Genomic DNA, 25814 nt, shown 5'->3' with positions numbered 1-25814 from the left:
GCGGGGTGTCGTCGGACCTCACAGCAGACTCGTGGATTCACCTGCTGCGTCGGAGTCCGCGACTGTGTCGGCGAGGCGTCGTAACATCCCCGCATGCTGCTCTTGTCGATGGGCGTCTCGGTGGACGGCTTCATCTCCGACCGCGACGGCAACTTCAACTGGTCGGTCCCCTCTGACGATCTGTTCGCCTTCCACACCGAACGGGTCGGCGAACTCGGTGCCTTCGTGTGCGGGCGACGGCTCTACGAGACGATGCTGGTCTGGGAGACCGACCCGCGGATGCGTGAGAACGACGCGGATGCCGCGTTCGCCGACATCTGGTCGGCGCTGCCCAAGGTGGTCTTCAGCCGCACCCTCACGTCGGTCGAGGGCAACGCGCGGTTGGCGCAGGGATCGCTGGCCGACGAGCTCACCGCGGTGCTGGACTCGACCGACGGTGACGTGGAGATCGGCGGCGCCGACTTGGCCCGGCAGGCAATCGAACTCGGATTCGTCGACGAGTTCCGCATCTTCCGCTACCCGGTCATCGTCGGTGGCGGTACCCCGTTGCTGCCGCCGGTCGCCGACACGATCCGGCTGTCGCTCGCCGAGACCCGGACCTACGGCGGACAGGTGATCTACGAGCGGTACCGCCGGGTTCGCGACGACGCGTAGCGTCCCCACCCGAGCCGGCGCCGACGCGCCGATTCGTTCTCGGTGCGTCTAACCCTTCAGCCACACCGATCGCCCCGGCACGCTGTCGAGCAGTCATTCCACGCCGACAACCAGGGGAGATCCATTCATGACAGCACGACGATCGGTCGCGATCATCGGGGCCGGGCTGGCCGGGACCAGCGCCGCCCTCGGCTTCCTCGACGCCGGGTTCGACGTCACGCTATACAGCGACCGGGACCGCGAGTCGTTGCGCGACAAGGTGCCGCCGACCGGTGTCGGTGTCCTGTTCGGCAAGTCCCGCGAGTGGGATGCCGAGATCATCGAGGACCTGTACGAGGTCAGCAACACCACCGGCATCAGCGCCCGGTTGTACTCCGGCAGCGGCGACGAGCGCGCCGCGGTTCTCGAGTTCAACCCGGACTACGGCTACGTCGCACAGGCTGTCGACCTGCGCCTGCGTGCCGACGACCGCCTGGCCCGGTTCCTGGACCGCGGTGGACGATTCGAGGTGGGGCAGATCGGCCTCGACCGTCTCGACGCGATCGCCGCCGACGCCGACATCACCCTCGTCGCCACCGGCAAGGGCGGACTGTCGACGCTGTTCCCGGTCGACGAGTCACGCACGCATTACCGGGAACCGCAGCGTCGTCTGCTGCAGGTCACCCTGACCGGCGTCGACCACGGCCCGGAGTCCTTCGCCTACCGCAGCAGCGCGGGCGGCGAGCACTCGCTGTTCAACCTCGATGCCCAGAACGGGGAGATCTTCGTCGGACCGTTCCTGCACAAAGATGCCGGGCCGACGTGGTCGTTCATCGTCTTCGCCAAGCCCGACGGAGCGTGGGCGGCCCGGCTCGACGACGTCCACGACGCGGTGTCCGCCCGGCAGACGATCTCCGGCATCTTCGCGGAGTACTTCCCGGAGGACGCACCGGTCATCGACCAGCTCGAGGTCATCGAGTCCGATCCGGTCTCGTGGCTCAAGGGCGCGGTCACCCCGACTGTCCGGCAGGCTGTCGCGACCACCGCGGGTGGACATCCGGTCGCGGCGATCGGTGACACCGCGATCGCCGTCGACCCGGTCGCGGGCCAGGGGGCAGCCAACACGCTGTTCCAGGTCGCCGAACTCGTCAAGGCCGCACGGGACCACGAGGGTGAGTTCACCGCCGAATGGCTGTCGGCGGAATTCGAGAAGCACTGGGAGCGACGCGGACGGGCCGCGGTCGAGGTCACCCGGCTCTACCTGGGCGACCCCGACTACGCGACCCACCTGGAGTTGTCGTTTCCGGCTGCCGCCGTCAGTCCCGCCATCGCGTCGGCCCTGTTCGGTCTCCTCTCCGAACCGAATCCACTGCTCGGTCTGCGGACCCGCGAGGACGTGGAGGGCTTCATCGCCGCGGTGGCCGGAGAGCCGCACGACGAGGTCCTCGCCCGCTTCGCGCCCGCCGGACAATTCAGCAGCGCCACCCCGGAGGCCGTGAGCGCCTGACTCTCGCTCCCTCCGGCGCCATGTGATACGAACAACATCGTCGTTCGAGCCGGTGCCGGAGGGGGCAGATGTGAAGTCGGGGTGGACGTTGGCCGACGCGCCTCCGCAAACCGGACGGGTCGCGGTGGTGACCGGGGCGAACTCGGGGATCGGGCGCGAGATCGCGCTCGGGCTGGCGACTCTGGGCGCTCGCGTCGTGCTGGCGTGCCGCAATCCTCAAACGTCTGCGGAGGCCCGCGACGACATCGTCACGAAGGTCCCGGGCGCCGAGGTGGAGATCGTCGATCTCGATCTGGCGAGTCTGGATTCCGTGCGATCCGCGGCCGAGGAGATCCGACGCCGGCACGCGACCGTCGATCTGCTGGTGAACAATGCCGGCGTCATGCGGGCGCGGCACGAACTCACCCCGGACGGGTTCGAGATGGACTTCGGGACCAACTATCTCGGTCATTACGCACTCACCGGCCGGCTGATGGATCTGATCCTGGCAGCCGACGCCGGGCGGGTGGTCACCGTCGGCAGTCACGCGCACCGAGCCGGGAACATCGACTTCACGGACCTCCCGATGGACCGTGCGTTCACCAGCGCCGGTGCCTACTCGCGGGCGAAGCTCGCCCAGATGCTGTTCGCCCTCGAACTCGATCGTCGGATGAGAAGCGCGGAGGCGCCGGCGATCTCGCTCGCCGCGCACCCGGGCGGAACCCGCACCGGCGTGATGCGCGAGCAGAGCCGGTTCCTGCAGTGGGCCTATCACGCGTCCTCGCTGCGATGGCTCACCGACCGTTTCATCATGGACCCGCCCGACGGGGCGTTGTCGGTCCTCCGCGCCGGCACCGACCCGAAGGCGCAGGGCGGCGAATACTACGGTCCGGTGGGCGGTTTCGGGCTCGCCGGCCCTCCGGTGCTGGTTGAGCCGTCGGCGAAGGCGAAGGACCGCGACGTCGCGGCGCGGTTGTGGGACATCGGTGCCGAACTCACCGGGGTGACGATCGACCTCGGTTGACTTCTTGTCAGAGCTTGAACCGACCCCCATTGCTCCCTGAGGTGCGAGGAGCGAAGCGACCATTATTCTTGCTCCCTGAGGTGCGAGGAGCGCTAGCGACGAGCCACGAAGGGTCACAACCCCGTTCCGTCAGATCGCGAACCGCCCCGCGAACGACCGGAGGGGGAGGTCCGCGCTCGTCACGATGCCCGGCGCGGCCGCGACGACCGACGTGATCGAGTTGAGGGCCGGGAGTCCGGTGACGGTCATGCCGATGGATGCGAAGTTCTCCGGCTTGCTGAGGTCGAAACCCTTGCGCGGGAAGATCATGTGCTTGGAGTAGATGTTCGGGTCGCCGGTGACCTGGGTGATGTAGCAGGCCTGGATGTTCCACGACGGATCGGTGTGCGGTGTCATCTGCCATTCGAGGTGGGATTCGACGCGCGCGACGCCGTCGACCATGCCCTGGTACTTGATGTAGCTGCCGCCCAGCGAACCCTCCGGGAGCTGATACCAGCCGAGGTCGACGTCCTTGGTGCAGGCGCCCAGTTCGTAGGAGAACGCCACCTCGTCGAGCTCGAGGTCGAAGGCGTCGGCCATCAGATAGACGGAGTCCGCGAACACCGCGGTGTACTTGTACAGCGAGTCGGGGATGCTCGGATCGTCCACGGGCAGGCCGTATCCTACCGCCTTCCAGGTGTCCACGGAGTGGTGGCAGGAGACGTCGACGGACTCGATGACCGTCACGTTCTCGATGTCGGCCACATCGGCGGTGTGCACGATGCCGAGGATCTGCGCCAGACCGGGGTTCATACCGGTGCCGTAGAAGGTTGCGCCGCCGCGCTCGCAGGCCTCGGCGATCACCTCGCTGACCTTGCGTCCGGAGTGGTGCGGGTGATTGGTGTCGCGATGGAATCCGGTGATCCAGTCCGCCGTGGTCACGACGTTGATCCCGGCCTCGAGAACCTGGACGTAGAGGTCCTCGTCGGGGAAGACGCCGTGGAAGGTGAGGACATCCGGACGGGCGGCGATGATCTCCTCGACCGTGCCGGTGGCCGTCACCCCGATCGGGTCGAGGCCGACGATCTCACCGGCGTCGCGGCCGATCTTGTCTGGCGTATAACAATGCAGCCCAACCAGTTCGAGGTCGGGATGCGACTGGATGCGCCCGATCATCTCGGTGCCCAGATTGCCGGTGGCGACCTGGAAGACCCGGATTCGTTCGGTGGTGGTCATGACAGATCCTCTCGGGCTGAATGTATGTCAGGATTGCGTGGCGGCGCGTAGCGCCTCGAGCTCGGAACGGCGGATGCGGACGAAGTCGTCGCCTTGTGGCAGCACCGCTCCACTCGACGACGACGTATCGGCATCGTCGGGTCCGCCGTCGGGGTAGAACTGCCGCGCCCACTTGCGAAGTGCGGTGAAGCCCTCGAACTCTCTGCGGGACAGTGCGGGTGGATCGGAGTAGCGCTGGTGTGCCCAGATGTCGATGTCGGCGGCGAACTGCTCGATGACGAGGTCGGCCATCACGGTCCCGTAGCGGGTGATCTCGCCGGTGTCCTCGCCCGGCTTGCGGCCGATCCACACGGTGAACCGGACGTCGGAGGTGTGCTCGTCGACCGGGGTGACCGCCGGCATCGTGCGGTTGTCGACCATGCCCCAGCTCTTGGTGACCGAACAACCCAGCCCGGCGTTGATGGATTCGACTCCGCTGGTGGCGTTCTCGAGTGTTGCGCCCTCCTCGAAGGCGATGGTGAAGTCGACATGCGACACCGGCCCGTCGAAGTCGTGCCGGGTGAACTCGGGCATGAACGGTGTCTTGTGGACGAACTTGAAGTGGGCGAAGTCGACGCCGTTCTCCATGATGTACTGCGGGTGGATCTCGAGTCCCGGACGGAAGAGGGTGGCCGCGGGCACCGGCGGGTAGTAGTCGGCGGCGGTGCGATCGTCGTCGAAGTCGCCGAAGATGTCGGGAACGTCGAAATGCGGTGGACGACCCTCGAGGTCGTGCCAGATCCAGACGGCCTCGTTGCGCTCGACGACCGGATAGCTGCGGATTCGTCGCCCACGATTGGGATGTTTCTCGTACGGGATGCAGACGTTGCGCCCCTCGCGATTCCACTCCCAGCCGTGGAACGGACACACCAGGTTCTCGCCCTCGACATGGCCGCCGTGGCCGAGGTGGGCGCCGAGGTGTTCGCAATAGGCGTCGAACACGGAGACCCGGCCCGACCGCGACCGCCAGGCGACCATCTCGCGCCCGAAGTACTTCATCGTGTGGACCGCCCCGACCGGGATCTCCGAGCACCAGGCGACCTGGAACCAACCGGTGGGTGTCATCGACAGCGGCGTTCTCGCCATGCGGCAACCGTAGGTCCCGCGCGATGAGAATGCAAGAGGGTTCTATGAAAAAGTACGTGCCTGGTCAGCTGGCGGTTTCAACGAGCTCCGGACGCGGTGACGCGGAATGCATGACCCGATGGATCTCGGCCGTGAAGTCGTCGGCGGCCTCGATGTTCGACGCGTGGCCGGTGTCGAGGACGACCAGGCGATCGAGGTAGCCGCGAATCGACAGGGCATGCGCGATGCGCTGGGTCATCGCGTGCGGGAGAAGGAGGTCGTGCCGACCGCCGATGACCGTGGTCGGCACGGTGATGGCGTCGGCGCCGGCGGGTCCCATCGCCAACTGGAGAAGGGCCACGGCGGACTTCGCGCGCGAGCTGGGCGAGCACGAGCGGGTCATCGCGAGAACGAAGGCGGCGTGATCGACGGTCGCCGATCGGCCGTTCAGGATGCGATGCCGGATGACGCTCCGTGTGAACCGATCTCCCGGGAAAGGAACCGGTATGGACAGCGCCATCTGGAGCAGCCACAGCGGCGCCTTGATCGGGCCGTTGACGAGTGGCAGCACCCGGCTCTCGGTGGCGACCCCGCCCCAGGTGGTGTTGGCGAGAACCATTGCGGTGGCTCGTGACTCGGCCTGATCACGATGCCGGTGGGCCCAGGCCTGCAGGGTGATGCCGCCCATGCTGTGCCCGACGAACACGGCTGTGGCTGCTTCGGGGAGTGTCTGGTTGACAACGGTGTACAGGTCATCGGCCAAGACGTCGGTGTCGAACGCGCGCCGGCCCCAGGTGCTCTCGCCGTGGCCGCGCTGGTCGTAGGCGATGACGTGGTAACGCTCGGCCAGCGCATTGATCTGCGGATTCCAGTACTCGACACAACACGACCAACCATGCACGAGAACAAGTACGGGAGCGTCCGCCGGCCCGTGGTGGACGACGCGCAACCGCGCGCCGTCATCGGTCACCGCCCATGAGGTCCGTTCGGGTTCGCGGCTGTTGAACAGCGTGTCCACGTAGACGCGGTTGCGGAGTCGGCGACGTGCCTCGGCCGGCAGCAGTCCGGACAGTGCGTGTCGGGCGGCTCCGATGCCGGTTGCTGCATTCATGTCGTCCCCCTCGGACCGCCGGTGACTTGTGTCACATCGGCTGCACAATGATACAAACTCCAATTGTCTGTATCTACCGCTTCGGGTAACGGTTTGTGCCAATTGTCGGGTTGTGTCCGAACGGGCCGGCTGCCTGGTCGGACGATGGTCGTCCGCACTTCGTCGCGGTCGGCCCGACGGACGGGTAGCCGAGCGAACGACCGCCAAACATCGCGCCGGTCAGCGCATTGCCGCTACGCCATGACCGCGGTCGGCAGCGGCTACGATCGGCAGCCATGGCTCCCGGCGAATCCCGAACCTCCGACGTCCGCGCGGTGGACGACGGATCCCCCGACGGCGGTACGGGCAGCGTCACCCGGCGGGTGAACAGGCGCGGCCAGGCGACGCGCGAGGCGATGCTCGACGCCGCGCTCGCCTCGTTGGCCACCGGCGATCCCGCCTCCGTGTCGGGCAATCGGATCGCCAAGGACATCGGCGCGACATGGGGCGCGGTCAAGTACCAGTTCGACGACATCGACGGCCTGTGGGCGGCGGTGCTGCATCGGACCGCGGAACATCGCGGCGACCTCCCGATGAGTGTGAAACCCGATGCGCCGCTGGCGGAGCGGGTCGCGGCCATCGTCGACCTCATGTACGACGGACTGACCGCGCCCGAATCCCGTGCGATCGAGACCCTGCGGGCGGCCCTGCCGCGCGATCCGGACGAGTTGCGTCGGATGTTTCCCAAGACCGCCGCCGAGTTCGCGTCGTGGGGGCCGTCGTGGATCGATTCGTGCCAGCGCGCTTTCGCCGACCTCGACGTCGATCCGGAGCGGGTACGTGAGGTCGCGGCGTTCCTGCCCGGGGCCATGCGAGGCCTGGTGTCGGAGAAGCAACTCGGCACCTTCCAGGATCAGCAACTGGCCCGACGTGGCCTGGCGAGGGCCATCGTCGCGCTGCTCGCGGGCTGAGGAACCGCCCCGACGGGTCAAACTCCGCGCTCGGGGGCATCGCCGACCAGTGGATTGCGCATGACCGGTGCCGGTTTCGCTCGCTGTCCCGCGGGCTATTCCACGAGGCGGCCTGGCGGACGCGGGCGGCCGTCGAGAGGCCGACGCTACCGACGACAACGTGCTCGCGCCACGTGTGCGCGGCGGCGACGTCGAGATGCCACGCGCCTTCGACCATTTCGATCTCACCGTCTCGCTCCGAGCCGCGCCCTGACATCCCGGGTCACGCAGGGTTGACGAGAGCCTGTCCTGGGTATGAACAGCGCACCGATCAGCGGTTGACGTCGGACGCCCGGACGCCGAGACAAGGACAGGGCGGTCCACGGACCGCGATGCCCAATGGTGGGTTTCGGTGCGGCACGATAGGAGACGACCGATGGGGTCTCACTGCAGGACTACGCGCGATCACGACGAGATCCGAGAGTGGGCGACCACCCACCGGGGTGTGCCCGCCCGCGTTCGCGACATCCGGAGCGTCGGCGGAACAGGAATGCTCCGCATCGACTTCGACGGTGCGGTCGACGGCGACCTCGAGCACATCACCTGGGACGAGTGGTTCCAGAACTTCGAGCGCGCCGAACTGGCTCTCGTCTACGAAGCGGAGAAGTCCGACGCCAGCAGGACCTTCGCGAAAGTCGTGCCTGCGCCGGACTTCTGAGCCGAGCTCAGACCCGCCGGGCCGCGTACCGGGCGCCCTCGAGCGTCATGCCGTTGACCGAGTAGAGCACGTGCAGGGCATTCGGGCCGCCGACCGGCGCGCCGTCGCAGATGGTGTCGCCGGGGATGCAGTAGCGAACGGTGCGGCTTCGGTACGGTGCGGCCACCTTGACCGGGGGAGCGCCGATGTCGTCGATGAAGCGATCCGACGGCGCGCCGTAGAGCACGATCGCGGCGACGTTGCGCGCCATCTTCGCCGGCAGCGGCGGCGGCACGAACCGGTCGTAGGCGGCGTACCGGGCGGGCAGGTCCAGCCCGGCGTGGACGGCGTAGCCGGCGACGACGGCGCCCTGGGAGTAGCCGCCGAGGACGACCTTGGTGTCCGGGCACTTCGCGGCCAGGTACTTGATGCGGTTCTGGGTGGTGCGGACGCCGTCGGCCACCGTGCGCGCGAACTTCAAACGGTTGTTGAACTGGTCGCTGGCAGGGTAGGGAACGCCGTAGCTGGTGACGGACTTGCCGGGCAGCTGCGAGCGGACGGCTTCGACGAAGGAGACGCCGGTGAGACCCAGCGGCGGAGCCGACTCGACGGTGCCGCGCGCGAACACCACCTCGACGTCAGAGCACAATGGTGCGGCCTGCGCGGTCGGTGTGCCGACGGCCACCGCCCCCGTGATCGCAGCGATGACACAGAGAACCGAGACACTCAAGCGTTTGATCACCAGGCCCATGGTAGAGATCACGATCGCCCTAATTAAGGGATTGATCGTCCCAAAGATCGAGGCATTCGGGGGCCATCCGGTCGGCGGTCTGCCACGAACAACCGGGTTGAGCACGTGCAAGATTCTGTACGATCACGAGGTTCGCGGGACAGATCCCGGGCAAGACGAGTCGAGGTTGAGTGCCAGTGGCAACTGATGTTCATTTCAAGATCGCGGAGCTGGCGCGGCAGATGCACGCCGTGCCGGAGAGTGCCGCCGACACGACCGGCCAGGTCATGGACTCCATCACTGCCGGGGCCGTGGAATATGTCCCGGGAGCCCAGTACGCCGGTGTCCTGCTCGTCGACCAGAAGAAGAACTTCGACACATTGGCGCCCACCGACCCGCTGATGACCCTCGCCGACCGGATCCAGATGGAGACCGGCGAGGGTCCGTGCCTGCAAGCGGCCTGGGATCACCACACCGTGCTCGTGAACGACATCGCCCGCGACGAGCGATTCCCCGCCTTCTCCGCTCGCATCCTCGACGAGAGTCCGCTGCGGTCCAGCCTGTCGTTCAAGCTGTTCACCGACAAGGGGACCATCGGCGCGCTCAACATGTTCGCCGATACGCCCGACGCCTTCGGCGACGAGTCCCTGGAAGTCGGCCTGCTGTTCGCGACCCACGCCGCCCTGGCGTTGCGTGCCGCGCGGCAGCAACAACACTTCCGCAGTGCGCTGGCCAGCCGGGACATCATCGGTCAGGCCAAGGGCATGATCATGTACCGCTTCCGCATCGATGCGGTCGCCGCCTTCGCTCTGCTCCGACGCCTGTCCCAGGACACCAACACGCCGCTGGCCAAGGTCGCCGAACAGCTCATCGAGAGGGAACTGGCCGAGCCCACCGGGGGGGACGCAGGGTCGCTCTCCTGACCGGGCAGATCGGCGTCGGGATCGGTAGGCGGCAGCATGCTGTCACGACTACGTTGGCCACATGCGCAGCCGGCACGTGAGTGTGGTCATCAACGCCGAACCCGCGAAGGTCTACGACTTCGCGGCCGAGCCCGACAATCTGCCGCGCTGGGCCGCGGGGCTGGCGAAGTCGGAGGTGGTCCGGCGGGGTGACGAGTTGCTCGTGGAGTCGCCGATGGGCACCGTGACCGTCCGGTTCGTCCCGCGGAACGGACTCGGCGTCGTCGACCACGAGGTGGTGCTTCCCACCGGGGACACCGTGCTCAATCCGCTTCGGGTGCTGGCACATCCAGAAGGTGCCGAAGTCGTCTTCACGATCCGGCAGCTGGCCATGTCCGACGACGAGTTCGACCGCGACACCCAGATGGTGGAAAAAGATCTCGCACAACTGAAATCGCTGCTGGAGACGGCCGGCCCGGCCTAGTGTCGAACCGGGTCGACCCGGCCGGCGTCACTTCCGGTGCACCGTGAAGTCGACGGAGTCCGCGTGCCGCAGAGCTTCCCACGCGGCCGAACTGACGCCGAGCGCGTCGAGTAGATAGGCCGCGACGGCGTCGGCCACCAGCGCGACCCGGGCCGGGTTCTCATCGGTGGTCTCCCGGACCGCCTCACCGGCGATACCGCCGAGAGTGTGTTCGCCGTCCGGAATCCACATCAGGTCCGTCGCGCCGGGGGAGAGGTGGAAGGCATCGGTCAGCCACTCCGGACCACGTGTCGACAGTGCCGAGTCGTCCTTGCCGCCGGCGACGACGAGCGCCGGGGTGGACATCGTCGAGAAGTCCGGCCGCATGAACGGCAGGTGTTCGCGCGCGTACTCGCTCAGGCTGTCGCCCGTCCCGGCCGTCGCTATCAGTGCGCCCGCTCGCACGGCGGGGTGTGCGAGATCCGGGCCGACGACCCCGTCCGGCCCGATCACACGCGCGCCGAGGAGAGTGCCGACGGTCTGACCGCCCCATGAGTGGCCGGCCGCGGCGAGCAGGCCGATGTCGACGCGCGGGCGCAGGTCCCCGCCGGCCGCGATCAGGATCTCGTCGAGATGGTCGATCACCGCGTGCGCGTCCTGCACTCGCGTGCGCCAGATGGACGTGAATCGCGGGTCGTCGAATCCGATCCCGTGGCGCCGGGAATCGAGATGCGTCGGCTGTACGACGACGAAACCTGATGCGGCCCAACGATCGACGAGTGGTGCGTAACCGTCCATCGACCAGGCGTTGCCGTGGGAGAACACGAGGACCGGGAGCCGATCCCCGGTGACCGGTGCGGTGACCTTCGCCGTCAACGGGAACGGGCGGTCCGAGGTGGGGACGACGATGGGCTTGACGGAGACGATCTGACGAACGAGCACTTCCGTGGACATGAGATTTCCCTTCGGGACGGGGCCGGTGCGCGATAACCTGGACGGAACGATGTTCCGCCAAACTAGCGGAACAGTGTTCCGCGAGCAAGGGGTGGACGGTGTCCGCAGGAAAAACAGCACGACAGATGCAGGCCGAACGGAGCCGTACGGCACTTCTCGAGGCGGCGGCCGCGGCCTTCGTCGATGCGGGCGTGCAGGCCCCGGTGCGGGACATCGCCACGCGTGCCGGTGTCGGCGTCGGCACCGTGTACCGGCATTTTTCGACCCGGGCGGAACTGGTCACCGCGGTGTACCGGCACCAGGTCGACGAATGTGCGGCACTGGCGGAACAGCTTCTCACCGAACAGGTCCCGCCGCGTGCCGCGCTGTGTCGGTGGACGTCGGCGTTCACCGACTTCCTCGTCACCAAACACGGCTTGAGTGACGCGCTCAGCTCCGACGACCCGAGCCTCGTCGATCTGCACGCGCTCATCTTCGACACCCTTGTGCCGGCGTTCGCCTCGCTACTCGAACCGGCGCAGGCCGCGGGAGAGGTCAGCCGGGACATCTGCGCGCTGACCTTCCTACGGGCGATCGGCAACCTGTGCATCATCGGACCCGGGTACACCGACGCCGACGCCAGGGCAATGGTCGGTCTGTTGCTGATCGGCTCCGGTGCATCGTCGGTAGGGAGTGAGTACGCATGACGCAGCGTCGGCTGTTCTTCATCCACGGCGCGGGCGGGTACGCCGACGACGGCCCGCTCGCCGAGGCGCTGGCCGCGGCACTCGACGCGACGCTGGACATGCCTCGGTTCTCCGACGATGACATGTCGATCGAGGCGTGGGCCCGGCCGATCCGCGAGCGTCTCGCTGGGCTGGACGCCGACGATCACGTCGTCGCGCACTCGTTCGGGGCGACGGTGCTGATGCATGTCTTCGCCGAGGCCCGCCTCGCTCCGAGAAACGCTGTACTGCTTGCGATGCCGAACTGGGGACCGGACGGTTGGGATATTCCGCAGTACGTGTTCCCCGGTACCGGCTCTCTGCTCCCTTCGTTCCACCACTGCGTCGACGACGACGTGGTGCCCGTTGAGCACCTGGACCTGAACGCGGCGTTCCTTCCGTCGGCGCCGCTGCATCGTCATCCGGTGGGCGGTCACCAGTTCGACGGGCTCGCCGACGTCGTCGCCGCCGAGCTCATCACCGCCGAGAACCGATGAGCGAGAACAGCGCGGCCGACGCCGACGCCCAAGGAGTGCCGGCCGCGTCGGCGGCGGGGCGGTGGCTGATCGTCGCCGCGGTGCTCGGTTCGGGTGTCGCCTTCATCGACGGCACCGTCGTCAACGTCGCACTGCCGGCCATCGCGCGCGACCTCGATACCGGTCTACGCGGTCAGCAGTGGGTACTCGACGGGTATCTGCTCACGCTGAGCGCGTTGTTGTTGATCGGTGGTGTCGCCGGCGACCGGTATGGGCGTCGGCTCGTCTTCGCCGGAGGTCTCGCCGTGTTCGCGGTGGCCACGGTCGCGTGCGGGCTGGCGCCGACCGTCGAACTTCTCGTCGCCGCACGGATCGTGCAGGGGATCGCCGCCGCCGCGGTGGTGCCGGGCAGTCTGGCGTTGATCAACGCCGAGATCCGTCCGTCGGACCGCGGTGCGGCGGTCGGTCTGTGGGCCGGGATGTCCGGCGCGACCACGGCTCTGGGCCCGTTCCTCGGTGGCTGGCTCGTCGACGCGGCGTCGTGGCGGTGGACATTCCTGCTCAGTGTGCCGCTCGCCCTGGGAGCGTTGTGGATCGCGATCCGGCATGTCCCCGAATCGCGAGGCGCGCCGTCGAACGCCCGGCTGGACGTGGCGGGCGCCCTGGCGATGACCGTCGGGCTCGCGGGCGTCATCTACGCCCTGATCGAGGGGCCGTCGAACGGGTGGAACGGGGTGACGGTTGCGGCGGGGGTGGTCGGAGTCGTCGCGCTGGTGGGCTTCGTGGTGATCGAGTCGCGGGTGCCGGCGCCGCTGCTGCCGCTCGGGCTGTTCCGGTCGTCGCAGTTCACCGGCGCCAATTCGACGACGCTGCTGGTCTATGCGGCGCTGGGCGGTGCGCTGTTCCTGCTGGCCCTGCAGTTGCAGCAGAGCCTCGGTTACTCGGCGTTCGAGGCCGGCGCGGCGATGTTCCCGAGCACGTTCATCATGCTGTTCGGGTCGCCCTTGGTCGGCAAGCTGGCGCAGCGGACCGGGCCACGGCTGCCGATGACGGTCGGCCCGCTCATCGCGGCCGGTGGTTTCGCGCTGATGTCCCGCGTCGAGCCGGGATCGGGCTACGTCGACTCCGTGCTGCCCGGGGTGCTGCTGTTCGGCCTCGGCATGACAGTGACGGTCGCGCCGCTCACCTCAGCGGCGCTCGCCGCCGTCGACGACGCGCTCGCCGGCACCGCGTCGGGCGTGAACAACGCGGTGGCGCGGCTCGCGGGGTTGCTCGCGGTGGCGGTGCTGCCCGCCGTGGCGGGGATCGATGCGGGCCCCGGCGATCCGCTCGGCGACGGCTTCCGGGCGGCCATGTACATCTGCGCGGGATGCTGCGCGGTCGGCGGGCTGGTGGCGGCGTGCACGATCCGCTCGAGCACGGAGGTGCGGCCGCAGGTCCGTGCGGGTGTGGACACCGCCTGCCAGGATGCGGCTACCCGGGCAGGTTAGGCCCGGCGTTCGCCCGTGCCGGCCGCGATGGCCCAGAGCACCAGGACGGGCTGGAAGAACAGTCGCGTGAGCCGCTTCTCGTCGGTGTCGAGGCCGAAGGCGTCGATGTGCTCGACGTACTGGTTGATGTTGCCGGGGAAGATGACCACGAAGAACGCGGCCACGATCCACGACACCACCTTGCGGTGGCGGGGCAGCGCGATGAGCGCGGCGCCCAGCGCGATCTCGACGCCGCCGGATGCCAGCACCACGAAGTCCTTGCTGAACGGCACCCAGTCGGGGACCTGTGCCTGGAACTCTTCGCGCTGAGCGGTGAGGTGGCCGACACCGGCGATCACCAGCACCGCTCCCAGGGCGATCCGGGCGATGGCCCGGCCCAGCGGCTGACGAGTGGTGGTCGGCGTGACGATCGACATGCGGGCTCCTCGGGTGGGTGTCGGTTCGGTTCTACCGCACTTCGTGGCGGGCGGGGTTTCGGACGGTCAGCGCCGGAGAGTTCGGGTCGGGATGAGTCTTGAGGTCGATTTCTGGCACAGAAGTACTTACTTGTGATTGAGTGTTGTGACTGCGACCACAACGGTGTGGTCGCTCGTTGTATGCAGAGGACCGCCCATGACCCCCGATGTCGCACCCGCACACCGACTCTCCGTGTCCTGGCTGCAGGCTGTGCCGGGTGCGCTGCGCGGGGCGGCCGGTGTCGTCGTGACCACCGTGGCGTTCTTCGTCGCGGTCGCGGTTCTGGTGATCGCCCAGATCGTCGTCCTCGCCACCCGCGCCGCGGTCGACCTCACCTGAGGTTCGCGACCGGTCAGGAATCGAGAAGAAGAGAAAGTCCTTCTGGGGGTACGGCGGCGTCGTCCAGGCGCCCGACGGCGCGATCTGGAAGGTCGCCAGTTCGTCGAAGAAGCCGACCGGCGCGCCGGAGCGGGAGGTCGACGATCTGGTCCTGCTGCTCGGCGTCGACGACGTCGCGGCGACCACGGGGTTCTATCTGAGCCGCGGATTCACCGTGGCCAAGAGCTTCGGCCGGAAGTATGTCGAGTTCGAGAGTGACCCGAACTCGATCAAGCTGGCACTCTACGGCCGCAAGGCCGCGGCCAAGGATGCGGGTGTCCACCCGGACGGTTCGGGTTCCCACCGGCTCGTGATCGGCGGCGACGCCGGCGAGCTGACCGATCCGGACGGCTTCACCTGGGCGGCCGCACCCCCCGTTCGCTCCTGGCATAAATCGCCCGGGAACAAGATTCCTGCCACCTGGGTTGAGTCGGTCAGACTTAACTCTGGAGGTTTCATGTCGCAGACATATTCACTGCCGGTTCTCTTCGTTCCCGACGTCGTCGTCCTGCCCGGCATGGTCGTGCCCATTCCGCTCGACGATGCCGCGCAGGCCACGGTCGACGCCGCCCGGGCGAGCGAGACCGGGAAACTGCTGGTCGCCCCACGTCTGGACGATCGGTATCCCACCTACGGTGTCATCGCGTCGATCGTGCAGGTCGGCCGCATCCCGGGCGGCGGGATGGCAGCCGTCGTCAAGGGTGAGCAGCGCGCGCAGATCGGGACCGGGACACCCGGTCACGGTGCGGCGCTGTGGGTCGAGGTGACCGAGGTCGACGAGGTTGACGCCACCGACGAAGACCGTGAACTCGCCGGTGAGTACAAGAAGCTCGTGCTGGCGATGCTGCAGCGCCGCGAGGCATGGCAGCTCATCGACGCCGTCAACAAGATGTCCGATCCGGCGGATCTCGCCGACACCTCGGGCTACGCGTCGTGGCTGTCCGACGAGCAGAAGCGTGAGCTGCTCGAGACGCCGGTGACCGCGGCGCGGTTGCGGCTGCTCATCGAGTGGACGGGCGATCACCTGGCCGAGTCCGAGGTGACCGAGAAGATCGCCGAGGACGTCCGTGCGGGCATGGACAAGCAGCAGAAGGAATTCCTGCTACGCCAGCAGCTCGCCGCCATCCGCAAGGAGCTCGGCGAGGACGAGCCCGAGGGCGCCGACGACTACCGCGGCCGCGTCGAGGAAGCCGACCTGCCCGAGAAGGTGCGCGAGGCCGCGCTCCGTGAGGTGGGCAAGCTCGAACGCGCCAGCGACCAGTCGCCGGAGACCGGATGGATCCGCACCTGGCTCGACACCGTCCTCGACCTGCCGTGGAACACCCGCACCGAGGACTCCACGGACGTCAAGGGCGCGCGCGAAATCCTCGACGCCGACCACCACGGCCTCGACGACGTGAAGGACCGCATCGTCGAATACCTCGCGGTGCGTGCCCGACGCGCCGAACGCGGCCTGCAGGTCGTCGGCGGACGCGGGTCGGGCGCCGTGATGGTGCTCGCCGGTCCTCCCGGTGTCGGCAAGACATCGCTCGGTGAGAGCGTCGCCCGGGCGCTGGGCCGCAAGTTCGTGCGCGTCGCCCTCGGCGGTGTGCGCGACGAGTCGGAGATCCGCGGCCACCGGCGTACCTACGTCGGCGCCCTGCCCGGCCGGATCGTACGGGCGATCGGTGAGGCGGGATCGATGAATCCCGTTGTGCTGCTGGACGAGATCGACAAGGTGGGCTCGGACTACCGGGGCGACCCGGCCGCCGCGCTGCTCGAGGTCCTCGACCCCGCGCAAAACCACACCTTCCGCGATCACTACCTCGATCTCGATCTCGACCTGTCCGATGTGCTGTTCCTCGCGACCGCCAACGTCATCGAGAACATCCCGTCGGCCCTGCTCGACCGTATGGAGCTGGTCACGCTCGACGGGTACACCGAGGACGACAAGGTCGCCATCGCCCGCGATTACCTGCTGCCCCGGCAGGCCGAGCGGGCGGCGCTGACACCCGACGAGGTGACCGTCACCGATGCGGCGCTGCGGGAGATCGCGGCCAACTACACCCGCGAACCCGGTGTGCGGCAGTTCGAACGGCTGCTGGCGAAGGCGCTTCGTAAGGCCGCGACCAACCTCGCGGTCGAATCGGGAGACGGGGGAACCGCGACGGCGCCCGTCATCATCGACGAGCCCGATCTGCGCGACTACCTGGGGCGTCCGCGCTTCACGCCGGAATCGGCGGAACGGACGGCGGTCCCCGGTGTCGCAACCGGTCTCGCGGTCACGGGCATGGGCGGCGACGTCCTGTTCATCGAGGTGAACGCCACCGAGGGTGAGCCGGGGCTGAAGTTGACCGGCCAGCTCGGCGACGTGATGAAGGAGTCGGCGCAGATCGCACTGTCGTACGTGCGGGCGCACGCCGAGCAGCTCGGCGTCGACCCGAAAGCGCTCGACAAGACCATCCACGTGCATGTTCCGGCCGGAGCCGTGCCGAAGGACGGTCCGAGCGCCGGCGTCACCATGGTCACCGCGCTGGTGTCGATGGCGACGGGACGTCAGGTGCGCAGCGATGTCGGGATGACCGGCGAGGTCACGCTCAACGGGCGGGTCCTGCCGATCGGTGGGGTCAAGCAGAAACTGCTTGCCGCACAACGCAACGGGCTGAAGACCATCTTCATCCCGCAGCGCAACGAGCCCGACCTCGACGACGTGCCGGCCGAGGTGCTCGACACCCTCGACGTGCGGCCGATGACCGATGTCGCCGAGATCGTCGCGCAGGCGCTGGAAGTCGCCGACGACGCGCAGGTGACCGCGGCCTGATTCCGCGCGCTGTAGCCCAGGCCCAGCCCAACACCCCGGTGGTTCGTGGACGATTACGTTCCGCCGGGGTGTTGGCGTCTGTCAGAAGGGTGGCGGGTCGTCGGGCGTGCCGGGTTGATGGCTGGCGGCCTCGGCTCGGGCGAGTCGATCCGCCTCGCGTTGTGCCTTGTTGCGGGCGCGTTCTTCTCGCCGCTTCGCGTGTTTGGCGGCGGTGCGTTCGGTGATCGTGCGCGGTGGTCGGCCTTGTTGTTGTCTGCCTTGCCGTTCGGGCACGATGATCCGCGGACTGGGTGGAGCTTTCGCGGCTTGTTCGAACCGGATGCGACGCAGGTTGGGGAAGAGGTCTTCGAGGGTTTCGGCCTCGCCGGGGATGACGAACCCTTCCGGGGTCACGTATTCGGTGACCAGACGGCCCTCGTCGTCGCGGTACTGCACATCGGTCCAGCCACTGTGGGTCTTGTGGAGATGACCGGGACGGCATTTGGCGTTGAGGTTCTCACTCGAGGTTGCACCCCCGCGGGCGGGTCGGGCGTGGTCGTACTCGGCGACGTGATCGACATCGGCGGTGAATGCCGAACGCGTGCAACCCGGCTCGGTGCAGTAGCCGTCGCGCACCCGCACGAACTCCGCGCACGCATTTGTCGGCCGATACGGGTCACCAGGCAGGGCAGCCGGGTAGACCACCACGACCTCCGACGACACCGGCTCCGTCGATGGTGGCTCCGCCGACGGTGTGGCCGAAGTCGGGGGCGTCGACGCGTAGCCCGCGCCGCCGGCATCGGCGTTGGTGTCGGTGTCGGTGTCGCTGCCCGCCGTATCCTGCTGTGGCGCGGCGATGTTCGACGCCTGCGTAGTGGTGTCGTCGTATCCGCCATCGCCGGTCACGGCTGGGCCTCCGGCGACGACATGCGACGGTGGTGTGCGGACCGGGGTGACCGGTCTGATGGTCGCGTCGGGCCGGGCGGCGAGGTCACGCACATGGTCATCGCAGATCACCCCATGCCCGTCGACCCAGCCGGGTCCGGACCGCCGGCCAGGGTGTCGGCGTCGGTCACCACGTGAATCACGATCTCGGTACCCGCCGCCGAACCTCCAGGATCGACAGGTGTTGCGGTGCAGTCGGACTGACCGCACGCACACGTGAACGCTGTTCGGGTGAGCAACGCGCACATGGCGTCGGACTTCCGTTCCCCGAGGGTGCGCCCATCCCGGTCGCACACGGATGCGGCCAACTCCCGTACCGAGGCGTCGCAAGCCCGGATGTTCTCGGCAGCCATGACCGCGGTGATCTCACCGGTCCCGTCACCGTGGTTCTCGGTCCACACCCCTCGTTTGTCGAGCGCTTCGCGGCGCCGTTCCCGGACGGCGTCGGCGTCGTGGCCGAAGACCAGGCGGTCGATCATGTCGCGCAAACCTGACGTCGACCACGACCCGGACCGAGAGCGCAGCAGGTCGGCGATCGATTCGTCGAGCACCTCGATGATCCGGCGGCTGTCGGGGTCGTCGGGGTCGAGAAGGTGATCATCGGACACCAAGTGGGTGCGTCCGATGATCTCCCGGATCTGGTGCGGCCCGATGATGCCGTCGCGCAACGTCTCCAACACCCGCGGCAGTCGGTCACGCAGACACAGCGCCTCGTCGACCAGCATCCCCGCCCGGTAGCGGGTGATCCCGGCCTCGCGCGAGACCCGGGCGACGATGTCACCGAAACCGTCGGAGACGTAACTGTTGCCGACAGTGGTCAACAGCCGGTCGCAGAGCACCAGGATCGTCTGGTAGCGGCACCACGCCAGATACGATTCGCCCGCGCGGATCGACCCCAGGCGCTGCATATGGGTGGCGGTGTCGGCTTCGGCCGGGCGGGCAGGATCGACCCCGGCGAGGAACTCGCCCGGCAGATCCGTCCATGCCCCCACAGTGACTCCCCCCGAAGTCGTTGCCGCCCGGCCTGGTTGACCGGTCCAACTGATACATCCAAGATAGACCCGACCACCGACAAGAATGCTCGGCCGAGCCGCTACGTGAGCCCGACGGTGCGAGCGATCCTCTCCGACAACAGATACAGCGCATAGGCGAAGTAGGCCACGATCGCGGCGGGCAGGACCCACAAGGCGGCCACGGCCGCAACGAGACTCGCCGCCCACTGGCGCCCCCACAGCGGCGCGGCGACGAAAATCATCAGCAGGGAAAGCAGGAGAGAGACCGCCGGCGATGATGTCGGCCACGACCAATCGAACAGCAACGCCCCGCCCGAACCGACCGCCGCGCAGATGCCGACGAGGCTCAGCACCAGCCACGCGACCACACTGAGACGTCGCCATCCGCCGGCGACCCATCGCGTGCGAAGTGCCACGGCCGACCACATGATCCACCGCTTGAGCCAGGGGACGCCGGACGCCCGCATCATCTCGCGGAAGAACCGGTCGGACAGGGTGTCACTCCCGAGCGCGCCGGAGTTGACGGTGCCCGTGATGAGCTCGTCGTGGATGAGCGCCGCGAGTGAGTGTCTGCCGTAAGGGTTCTCGAACCAGCGCAGGAACCGGGGGATCGAGGCGAGGTCGGTGGGGTTGTCGTCGCCGGGCACAAACGCGCGGGCCGCGTCGACGGCGCCCCGCGCATCGGCTTCCGTCTGTCCTCGCTCGACCAGTTGTGTTACCAGGTACTCCTCGACCGCGGGATCGGAGAACCGAAAGGCGTTGCGCACGAGAAACTGTCGCTCGTCGATCTGCGCGATCTCGACCTCGCCACGCCCGGTCGGGTCGTCGACCTCGAAGCCCGACGTCGGCGCGACCCGCCACGGCACCCATCGCGGATCGCTCGGTGTGGTCTCGTTCATCGCCACCTCCGCGTCGAGGGGATGAACTGACGGTAGCCGGGTGCGACCGGGACGAGTGGGTAACCAACAGCGCGGCGTGTTGCGAGGTGGCTTCGACACGGCTCCTCGACCTCGACGCGCTCCTTCGTCGCTTGCTCGGCCCGGCGGCTGCGCTCGTCGCCTGCTCAACCAGCGGGGGTGGCGCTACGCAACCGGCGGGTGACGGTCGAGGAGTGCCTCGACCAGTAGCCGGCCCGTCTCGATGGGGGCGGTGGAGCGAGCCATCTTCGACCCCGAGAGCGCACCGTCGTAGACCACCTGGATCTGTCGCGCGGTCACATCGGGCTCCGGGACTCCGAGTGCGCGCAGGTTGTCGCCGAGGGTGTCGAGGAGCCACGCGCGGTGCGCCGTGATGGGAGGCAGGTCGGTGTCGGGGAACTCGGTCGCGGCGTTGGCGTACTGACAGCCGCGGAAGTTGCGGGTCGGGCCCGGCGATGGCGAGGTCGAAGAAGGCCAGGATCCGCTCGCGCGGATCGGAGACGGCCTTCGTCGCCTCGAACCACCGGTTTTGATCAGCCTGATCCAAACGCTCGAGGTAGGCCACGACCAACCCGTCCTTCGAGCCGTAGGCGTTGTACAGACTCGCCTTGGCAACGCCGGACTCGCGCAGGATCAGGTCGATGCCGACCGACCGTATGCCCTGTGCGGCAAACAGTTCGGTGGCGGTGGCGAGCAGTCGATCGGCCGGGCTGCCGGGCCCGGCAGCAGAGGTCGCGCGGCTGGTGCTCGCCTGTGCGGGGTTGCTCACAGCGCCAAGGGTAGACCACGAGACGCCGTAGACAGACTGGTCTGTCTATGCCAGGGTCGGTGCGGTCACCAGCGGGCACACCGACGCAGAAAGGCTCACCCATGGCGCTCTTCCTCTACGAACTCGAACCTGCCGACAGTGACGCGGGCAAGATCGAAGAACTTATCAAAGGACTCGACGCACATCTGCGGACCGCCGGCGGCGAATTGATCGAGACGCAGGTGACCGAAGGCGCCGAGCGACTGTTCGTGATCGCCGAGTTCGAGGGGTGCCGGGCGGCCGTATTGGACGAGGTCGAGGACTTCCGGGGGCTCGTCGCTGCCGGCCCGGACGAGGTCCGGCTCGTCGGCGCCGACCTCGACGAGCTGAAGAAGGCGCGTCCGACCGCCGGTTATCTCGTCGAATGGGACATCCCCGAAGCCATCGACATGGAGACCTACCTGGCCCGTAAGAAGGCGAACTCGCCGAAGTATGCCGACGTCCCCGAGGTCAGCTTCCTGCGGACCTACGTCCGCGAGGACACCGACAAGTGCCTGTGCTTCTACGACGCCCCGGACGAGGCGGCCGTCCGTCACGCTCGTGAGGTCGTCTCGACCCCGGTGGACCGCCTCCACCGGCTACAGGGCTGACCGGTATGGCGCCGACGCTGACCGATGAACTCGGCGAAGTCGTCGCATCCGTGGCCGGCCGCGCCCGCGACCTCGACGCCGGCCACACCGACACCCGGGTCGACATCGCCGCGGCCGGTGCGGCCGGCCTCCTGGGCCGGGGAGTGGTCGACGGTTCGCTGACGTCGATGATCGACGTCCTCGAACGTGTGTCGGCAGTGAGTCTGTCGGCCGGATTCTCGCTGTGGGCGCAGCGGATGACGATCGAGTACGTCGCCCGATCGCCGGAAGCGTTGCGGGAGAGGCACCTCGCGTCGCTCCTCGGTGGCGAGCGGATCGGTGTCACGGCCATGGCGGCCGGTCTGAAACAGGTGGCCGGGCTCGGCGACGTACCCATCACGGGGCGTCGCGGCCGGGGGGGGGGGGGTCGTGGCGACCGGACTGATCCGCTGGGCGTCGAACGTCTACGCCGAGTCGCTGATCGTCCTCCCGGTGCGCGCCGGTGACACGACCCTCGTCGCGGTCGTCGACGCGGACGCGCCCGGCGTCGAGATCCGTTCCGCGCCTGACCTCATCGGTTTGGGATCCACCGCCTCGACGTCCCTCGCGCTCACCGACGTGGTGATCGAGGACGAGAACGTGATCTCCGACGACCTCACCGGGTTCGTCCGGGGTATACGTCCGGTGTTCCTGCTGCTGCAGTCCGCGTTCTGCAGCGGTGCCATCGGTGCCGCACTCGACGGTGCCGTCGAGTCCTTGGCGGGGGTCAACGAGGTGTTCCGTCCCGAGTTCGACGACCGGACGGCCGAATTCGAGTCGATACGTGCACGTCTCGCGACGTTCGCCGCCGATCCGACGACACCGTCGCCGGCCCAACTGATCCGGCTGCGCCTCGACGCCGCCCGAACCGCGGTCGCGGCCTCCCGGCTCGAGGCGACCGTCCGCGGCGGTGCGGGTTATGCGACCGCGAGCGCCACCAACCGGCGGTTCCGGGAAACAGCTTTCATCCCCATCCAATCACCCTCGGAAGGACAACTGCGGTGGGAACTCGCGCAGTTCGAATAACTGGTGGCCGCAGAGCCTTTCGCGACACCGCTGTATTGTCGGGCATCGACCTCGCCGTCGACGACGGGGAGTTCGTGGCCGTCCTCGGGCGTAGCGGCAGCGGAAAGACCACGCTGTTGCGTGTGCTCGCCGGCCTCGAGACCCTCGACGCCGGCAGCCTGGAGTGGCGGGACGAGTCCGGCGGTGAGCGACCGCACACGGGGGTTGTCTTCCAGCGCGCGCTGCTGATGCCGTGGCTGACCGTGGAAGAGAACATCCGGTTCGGACGGCGATTCGCCGCGCACCGTGCGTCGTTCGAGAACGACTACGCACTCGGCCTGTTGCGCCGCTTCGGGCTCGACGGTCTCGCCGACCGCTACCCCGATCAGCTGTCGGGCGGTCAGGCGCAACGCGTGGCGATCATCCGTGCGGCGGCGATCCGGCCGAGGTTGCTCTTGCTCGACGAACCGTTCAGCGCGCTCGATCCGGCGGTGCGCGGCGAATTGCGCAGCTGGCTGGCCGAATTGGCCGCCGAACTGGGGATCACCGTCGTCCTCGTCACGCACGACGTCGACGAGGCGCTCGAACTCGCCGACCGGATCGTCCTGCTGTCCGAGACCGGCCGGATCGGTGGGGAGTGGCGGCTCGAATTCGGTCTCGGCCGAGACGATCCCGACCGGCGCGCGGAGATCCTGACGCACTTCGGTCACCAGGTGGGGCAGCAGGTGTGAACGCGCCCATCTCACGCCGACTCCTCCTGGCCGGGGTCGGTGGTCTCACCGTCGCGGGCGGCATCGGCGGCGTCGTCGGTCTGGGCCGGGCGGCCACGGCAGCGCCACCGGGTGCGTCCGATGCACTGCGGGTCGGCTACCTCCCCATCACGGATGCGGCGCCGCTTCTCGTCGCACACGCCGCCGGACTATACGACCCCGCGGCCGTGAGTTCGACGAAACCCGTGCTGTTCCGGAGCTGGTCCTCGCTCGCGGAGGCCTTCGTGACGCGAAAGGTCGACGTCGTCCATCTGCTGATGCCGATGGCGGTGGCACTCCGGTACGCGATGCAGAGCCCCGTGCAGGTGTTGGGTTGGAATCACACCAACGGATCGGCGCTGACCGTGGCGCCCGACATCGTCGACCTCGAGCAACTCGCCGGCTCTCAGGTGGCCATCCCGGCATGGTGGTCGATCCACAACATCATCCTGCAGCGGATGTTGCGGACCCACGGGCTGCGACCGGTCATCCGTACCGGGGCGTCCCGGGGCGACAAGACCGTCGAGCTGATCGTGATGAGCCCCTCGGACATGGTGCCGGCGCTGGCGAACGGGTCGATCGGCGGTTACGTCGTCGCCGATCCGTTCAACGCGATGGCCCAGGTGCGCAAGATCGGCCGCATCCACACCTTTCTCGGCGACGTGTGGCGACAGCACGCCTGCTGCGCGCTCCTCGTCCATCAGTCGGCCATCGACGAACGACCCGCCGCGGTCCAATCCCTCGCCGACTCCGTGGTCGCGGCCCAGCACCACATCGATCTCGATCGTCCCCGAGCCGCCGCGGAACTCGCCGGCGGTTATCTCCCGCAACCGAAACCGGCCATCGCCAAGGCGCTCACCTACGACCCGGCCGACTTCGCGGTGAGCAACGTCGACTGGCAGCCGCAACGGCTCGGATTCCAACCCTTCCCGTTCGCGAGTTTCACCGAGCGGCTCGTCACCGAGATGGACAACACCCTCGTCGACGGTGATCGCCGCTTCCTCGGCCGTCTGGACCCGGCGACCGTCCATGCCGACCTCGTCGACGACCGATTCATCCGTACTGCCATCGGAATGCGCGGCGGTGCAGCCGCTCTCGGACTACCCGCCGATCTCACGAGAACCGAACAGGTGACGCCATGACGCTGCTGACCCAGGACGAGACCACGACGGACCCGCGCCGGCGATCCGGTTCCGCCATCGTCCCGCCGCTTATCGCGATCGCGGTGCTCGTCGCGATCTGGTGGGCGACGACCACCGTCGTCCCCCGCGGCGGACTCCCTCGCCCGCCAGTTCGCTCCGCAGCAGGTGTTCCCGGCGATGCTGGAACTCCTCGATCGCGGCGTGCTGCTGCCCGACATCGGACTGAGTCTGTGGCGGTTGCTGATCGGTCTTCTGATCGCCGTCGTGCTCGGGTTCCCGCTGGGCCTGCTGATCGGCCTGAGTCTCACCGCGGAACGCGCGGCGAATCCGATCGTCGCCTTCCTGCGGATGATCTCCCCGTTGTCGTGGGCTCCGGTCGCGGTGATGGTGTTCGGCATCGGCGACGAACCGGTCATCTTCCTGATCGCGATCGCGGCGATCTGGCCGATCGTCATCAACACGGCCGCCGGCGTGAAGTCGATCGACCCCGGCTTCGTCGAGGTCGCGCGATCGTTCCACGCCACCCGGACCGAAGTCCTCGTGTCTGTGGTGATCCCGGCGATCCGCGGGAACGTGCAGACCGGTATCCGTGTCGCGCTCGGCATCGCCTGGGTGGTCCTGGTGCCTGCCGAGATGCTCGGCGTGCGCTCCGGTCTCGGCTACCAGATTCTCAACGCCCGCGATCAGCTGGCGTACGACCAGGTGGCCGCCCTGATCGTGGTGATCGGCATCCTCGGCTTCCTCCTCGATGCGGGTGCCCGGCTGGTGCTCACCCGACGACGCTGAGCCCCGCCGACGGCCTCGCGATTCCGTATGACGTTGTGCCCGGAAACCGGGCGCAACGTCATACGCGTTTTCGGCCCGGCGGACATTGAGCGACATCCGCTCAACTTTCTTCGACGATCCGGGAACAATCCGTCGGCCACCCCCGTTACACACTTCGAGAAAACTGAGCGACGAAGACTCAAGTCGGTTTGACTCGGATCTACTTTTTCAGTAGGACATGAGTCGGACGCACTGAAGTCCGGTCCCGCAGAGTTTCGCCACGACATCCCCGCGGTCGCGAGACCCCGGGACAAGGACTCGGGTGCACACC

General features: G+C 68.0%; 22 protein-coding genes and 4 pseudogenes. 17 read left to right on the top strand and 9 right to left on the bottom strand.

The annotated features are described in order from the left end of the window. Positions 1-93: 93 nt before the first annotated feature. The 3 genes from QAD21_RS21295 (at position 94) to QAD21_RS21285 (ending at position 3143) form a co-directional block, all read left to right on the top strand. Complete coding sequence (locus QAD21_RS21295) at positions 94-654, top strand: dihydrofolate reductase family protein (protein WP_078114005.1); 561 nt, start codon at positions 94-96, stop codon at positions 652-654. Positions 655-781: 127 nt separating this feature from the next. Continuing rightward, positions 782-2140, top strand: a complete 1359-nt coding sequence (locus tag QAD21_RS21290; protein WP_211539793.1) for a styrene monooxygenase/indole monooxygenase family protein — start codon at positions 782-784, stop codon at positions 2138-2140. Positions 2141-2210: 70 nt separating this feature from the next. Next, complete coding sequence (locus QAD21_RS21285) at positions 2211-3143, top strand: oxidoreductase (protein WP_211539795.1); 933 nt, start codon at positions 2211-2213, stop codon at positions 3141-3143. Between the two features lie 129 nt (positions 3144-3272). Here QAD21_RS21285 and QAD21_RS21280 read toward each other — a convergent pair whose 3' ends face one another. The 3 genes from QAD21_RS21280 to QAD21_RS21270 all read right to left on the bottom strand — a co-directional run bounded on the left by QAD21_RS21280 (position 3273) and on the right by QAD21_RS21270 (position 6573). Beyond that, on the bottom strand, positions 3273-4358 hold the full coding sequence (locus tag QAD21_RS21280; protein ID WP_058249649.1) for a dihydrodipicolinate reductase: 1086 nt from the start codon (positions 4356-4358) through the stop codon (positions 3273-3275). A gap of 27 nt (positions 4359-4385) precedes the next feature. Next, positions 4386-5483: a Rieske 2Fe-2S domain-containing protein gene (locus tag QAD21_RS21275; protein WP_280360220.1), complete on the bottom strand. Its 1098-nt coding sequence runs from the start codon at positions 5481-5483 to the stop codon at positions 4386-4388. A 64-nt stretch (positions 5484-5547) separates the two neighbouring features. Continuing rightward, a complete protein-coding gene (locus QAD21_RS21270; protein ID WP_259937315.1) occupies positions 5548-6573 on the bottom strand; it encodes an alpha/beta hydrolase in 1026 nt (341 codons plus the stop codon). A gap of 395 nt (positions 6574-6968) precedes the next feature. Between QAD21_RS21270 and QAD21_RS21265 the strand changes: the two genes are divergently transcribed. Next, positions 6969-7523, top strand: coding sequence for a TetR/AcrR family transcriptional regulator (locus QAD21_RS21265; RefSeq protein ID WP_223258919.1), 555 nt, complete (start codon positions 6969-6971; stop codon positions 7521-7523). Between the two features lie 415 nt (positions 7524-7938). After that, positions 7939-8220, top strand: coding sequence for a hypothetical protein (locus QAD21_RS21260; RefSeq protein WP_065632445.1), 282 nt, complete (start codon positions 7939-7941; stop codon positions 8218-8220). Positions 8221-8227: 7 nt separating this feature from the next. Here the strand turns inward: QAD21_RS21260 and QAD21_RS21255 are convergent, their stop codons facing one another. Next, the gene (locus QAD21_RS21255; protein ID WP_280361822.1) at positions 8228-8950 is read right to left on the bottom strand and encodes a cutinase family protein; all 723 of its coding nucleotides are present in this window, start codon (positions 8948-8950) and stop codon (positions 8228-8230) included. Positions 8951-9126: 176 nt separating this feature from the next. On the opposite strand from QAD21_RS21255, the gene QAD21_RS21250 reads away from it, so the two are divergent. Next, positions 9127-9852 carry a GAF and ANTAR domain-containing protein gene (locus QAD21_RS21250; protein WP_280360219.1) on the top strand — a complete coding sequence of 242 codons (726 nt, stop codon included), beginning with the start codon at positions 9127-9129 and terminating at the stop codon, positions 9850-9852. 61 nt (positions 9853-9913) lie between these two features. Beyond that, on the top strand, positions 9914-10315 hold the full coding sequence (locus tag QAD21_RS21245; protein ID WP_280360218.1) for an SRPBCC family protein: 402 nt from the start codon (positions 9914-9916) through the stop codon (positions 10313-10315). Positions 10316-10342: 27 nt separating this feature from the next. On the opposite strand, the gene QAD21_RS21240 is transcribed toward QAD21_RS21245, so the two are convergent. Further along, positions 10343-11248 (bottom strand): chlorophyllase, encoded by a 906-nt coding sequence (locus QAD21_RS21240; protein WP_280360217.1) that lies wholly within the window; start codon positions 11246-11248, stop codon positions 10343-10345. A gap of 98 nt (positions 11249-11346) precedes the next feature. Between QAD21_RS21240 and QAD21_RS21235 the strand changes: the two genes are divergently transcribed. Genes QAD21_RS21235 through QAD21_RS21225 form a run of 3 tightly spaced genes read left to right on the top strand, consistent with a single transcriptional unit; the run spans position 11347 to position 13918 of the window. Further along, the gene (locus tag QAD21_RS21235; protein WP_280360216.1) at positions 11347-11934 is read left to right on the top strand and encodes a TetR/AcrR family transcriptional regulator; all 588 of its coding nucleotides are present in this window, start codon (positions 11347-11349) and stop codon (positions 11932-11934) included. Beyond that, complete coding sequence (locus QAD21_RS21230) at positions 11931-12449, top strand: alpha/beta fold hydrolase (protein ID WP_280360215.1); 519 nt, start codon at positions 11931-11933, stop codon at positions 12447-12449. Before QAD21_RS21235 ends, QAD21_RS21230 begins: the two co-directional genes overlap by 4 nt. Next, positions 12446-13918, top strand: a complete 1473-nt coding sequence (locus QAD21_RS21225; RefSeq protein ID WP_280360214.1) for an MFS transporter — start codon at positions 12446-12448, stop codon at positions 13916-13918. The genes QAD21_RS21230 and QAD21_RS21225 overlap by 4 nt, the downstream gene beginning before the upstream one ends. Here the strand turns inward: QAD21_RS21225 and QAD21_RS21220 are convergent. Next, the gene (locus tag QAD21_RS21220) at positions 13915-14334 is read right to left on the bottom strand and encodes a MauE/DoxX family redox-associated membrane protein (protein ID WP_058249658.1); all 420 of its coding nucleotides are present in this window, start codon (positions 14332-14334) and stop codon (positions 13915-13917) included. The genes QAD21_RS21225 and QAD21_RS21220 overlap by 4 nt on opposite strands. A gap of 196 nt (positions 14335-14530) precedes the next feature. Between QAD21_RS21220 and QAD21_RS21215 the strand changes: the two genes are divergently transcribed. Both QAD21_RS21215 and lon read left to right on the top strand, forming a co-directional pair. Next, positions 14531-14713 (top strand): hypothetical protein, encoded by a 183-nt coding sequence (locus QAD21_RS21215; protein ID WP_280360213.1) that lies wholly within the window; start codon positions 14531-14533, stop codon positions 14711-14713. Positions 14714-15209: 496 nt separating this feature from the next. Further along, a complete protein-coding gene (lon, locus tag QAD21_RS21210; protein ID WP_205333400.1) occupies positions 15210-17552 on the top strand; it encodes an endopeptidase La in 2343 nt (780 codons plus the stop codon). 81 nt (positions 17553-17633) lie between these two features. Here lon and QAD21_RS21205 read toward each other — a convergent pair. The 3 genes and pseudogenes from QAD21_RS21205 to QAD21_RS21195 form a co-directional block, all read right to left on the bottom strand. Then, positions 17634-19468: pseudogene (locus QAD21_RS21205) on the bottom strand (DUF222 domain-containing protein). Positions 19469-19569: 101 nt separating this feature from the next. Then, entirely contained in the window at positions 19570-20388 is an 819-nt protein-coding gene (locus tag QAD21_RS21200; protein WP_205333349.1) for a DUF1353 domain-containing protein, read from the bottom strand. Between the two features lie 183 nt (positions 20389-20571). Beyond that, a pseudogene (locus QAD21_RS21195) lies at positions 20572-21175 on the bottom strand (TetR/AcrR family transcriptional regulator). A gap of 101 nt (positions 21176-21276) precedes the next feature. Here QAD21_RS21195 and QAD21_RS21190 point away from each other — a divergent pair. The 5 genes and pseudogenes from QAD21_RS21190 to QAD21_RS21170 all read left to right on the top strand — a co-directional run bounded on the left by QAD21_RS21190 (position 21277) and on the right by QAD21_RS21170 (position 25504). Beyond that, entirely contained in the window at positions 21277-21804 is a 528-nt protein-coding gene (locus tag QAD21_RS21190) for a DUF4242 domain-containing protein (protein WP_205333351.1), read from the top strand. A 5-nt stretch (positions 21805-21809) separates the two neighbouring features. Further along, positions 21810-22848: pseudogene (locus QAD21_RS21185) on the top strand (acyl-CoA dehydrogenase family protein). A gap of 35 nt (positions 22849-22883) precedes the next feature. Then, positions 22884-23558, top strand: a complete 675-nt coding sequence (locus tag QAD21_RS21180) for an ABC transporter ATP-binding protein (RefSeq protein ID WP_240198782.1) — start codon at positions 22884-22886, stop codon at positions 23556-23558. Then, positions 23555-24718, top strand: coding sequence for an ABC transporter substrate-binding protein (locus QAD21_RS21175; protein WP_205333352.1), 1164 nt, complete (start codon positions 23555-23557; stop codon positions 24716-24718). Before QAD21_RS21180 ends, QAD21_RS21175 begins: the two co-directional genes overlap by 4 nt. After that, positions 24715-25504, top strand: a pseudogene (locus QAD21_RS21170) (ABC transporter permease). The gene QAD21_RS21175 and the pseudogene QAD21_RS21170 overlap by 4 nt, the downstream one beginning before the upstream one ends. The last annotated feature ends 310 nt before the right edge of the window (positions 25505-25814 follow it).

Source organism: Gordonia sp. SMJS1, assembly GCF_029866425.1.
GTDB classification, from domain to species: domain Bacteria; phylum Actinomycetota; class Actinomycetes; order Mycobacteriales; family Mycobacteriaceae; genus Gordonia; species Gordonia hongkongensis.
This window is presented reverse-complemented; position numbering and strand designations above follow the sequence as displayed.

Bases quoted from the DNA above. Each gene is read 5' to 3' on its own strand.
- QAD21_RS21260 (WP_065632445.1), top strand. From the start codon at position 7,939: ATGGGGTCTCACTGCAGGACTACGCGCGATCACGACGAGATCCGAGAG.
- lon (WP_205333400.1), top strand. From the start codon at position 15,210: ATGTCGCAGACATATTCACTGCCGGTTCTCTTCGTTCCCGACGTCGTC.
- QAD21_RS21230 (WP_280360215.1), top strand. From the start codon at position 11,931: ATGACGCAGCGTCGGCTGTTCTTCATCCACGGCGCGGGCGGGTACGCC.
- QAD21_RS21240 (WP_280360217.1), bottom strand. From the start codon at position 11,248: ATGTCCACGGAAGTGCTCGTTCGTCAGATCGTCTCCGTCAAGCCCATC.
- QAD21_RS21200 (WP_205333349.1), bottom strand. From the start codon at position 20,388: ATGAACGAGACCACACCGAGCGATCCGCGATGGGTGCCGTGGCGGGTC.
- QAD21_RS21220 (WP_058249658.1), bottom strand. From the start codon at position 14,334: ATGTCGATCGTCACGCCGACCACCACTCGTCAGCCGCTGGGCCGGGCC.
- QAD21_RS21225 (WP_280360214.1), top strand. From the start codon at position 12,446: ATGAGCGAGAACAGCGCGGCCGACGCCGACGCCCAAGGAGTGCCGGCC.
- QAD21_RS21265 (WP_223258919.1), top strand. From the start codon at position 6,969: ATGCTCGACGCCGCGCTCGCCTCGTTGGCCACCGGCGATCCCGCCTCC.
- QAD21_RS21255 (WP_280361822.1), bottom strand. From the start codon at position 8,950: ATGGGCCTGGTGATCAAACGCTTGAGTGTCTCGGTTCTCTGTGTCATC.
- QAD21_RS21280 (WP_058249649.1), bottom strand. From the start codon at position 4,358: ATGACCACCACCGAACGAATCCGGGTCTTCCAGGTCGCCACCGGCAAT.
- QAD21_RS21295 (WP_078114005.1), top strand. From the start codon at position 94: ATGCTGCTCTTGTCGATGGGCGTCTCGGTGGACGGCTTCATCTCCGAC.
- QAD21_RS21275 (WP_280360220.1), bottom strand. From the start codon at position 5,483: ATGGCGAGAACGCCGCTGTCGATGACACCCACCGGTTGGTTCCAGGTC.
- QAD21_RS21245 (WP_280360218.1), top strand. From the start codon at position 9,914: ATGCGCAGCCGGCACGTGAGTGTGGTCATCAACGCCGAACCCGCGAAG.
- QAD21_RS21190 (WP_205333351.1), top strand. From the start codon at position 21,277: ATGGCGCTCTTCCTCTACGAACTCGAACCTGCCGACAGTGACGCGGGC.
- QAD21_RS21290 (WP_211539793.1), top strand. From the start codon at position 782: ATGACAGCACGACGATCGGTCGCGATCATCGGGGCCGGGCTGGCCGGG.
- QAD21_RS21270 (WP_259937315.1), bottom strand. From the start codon at position 6,573: ATGAATGCAGCAACCGGCATCGGAGCCGCCCGACACGCACTGTCCGGA.
- QAD21_RS21215 (WP_280360213.1), top strand. From the start codon at position 14,531: ATGACCCCCGATGTCGCACCCGCACACCGACTCTCCGTGTCCTGGCTG.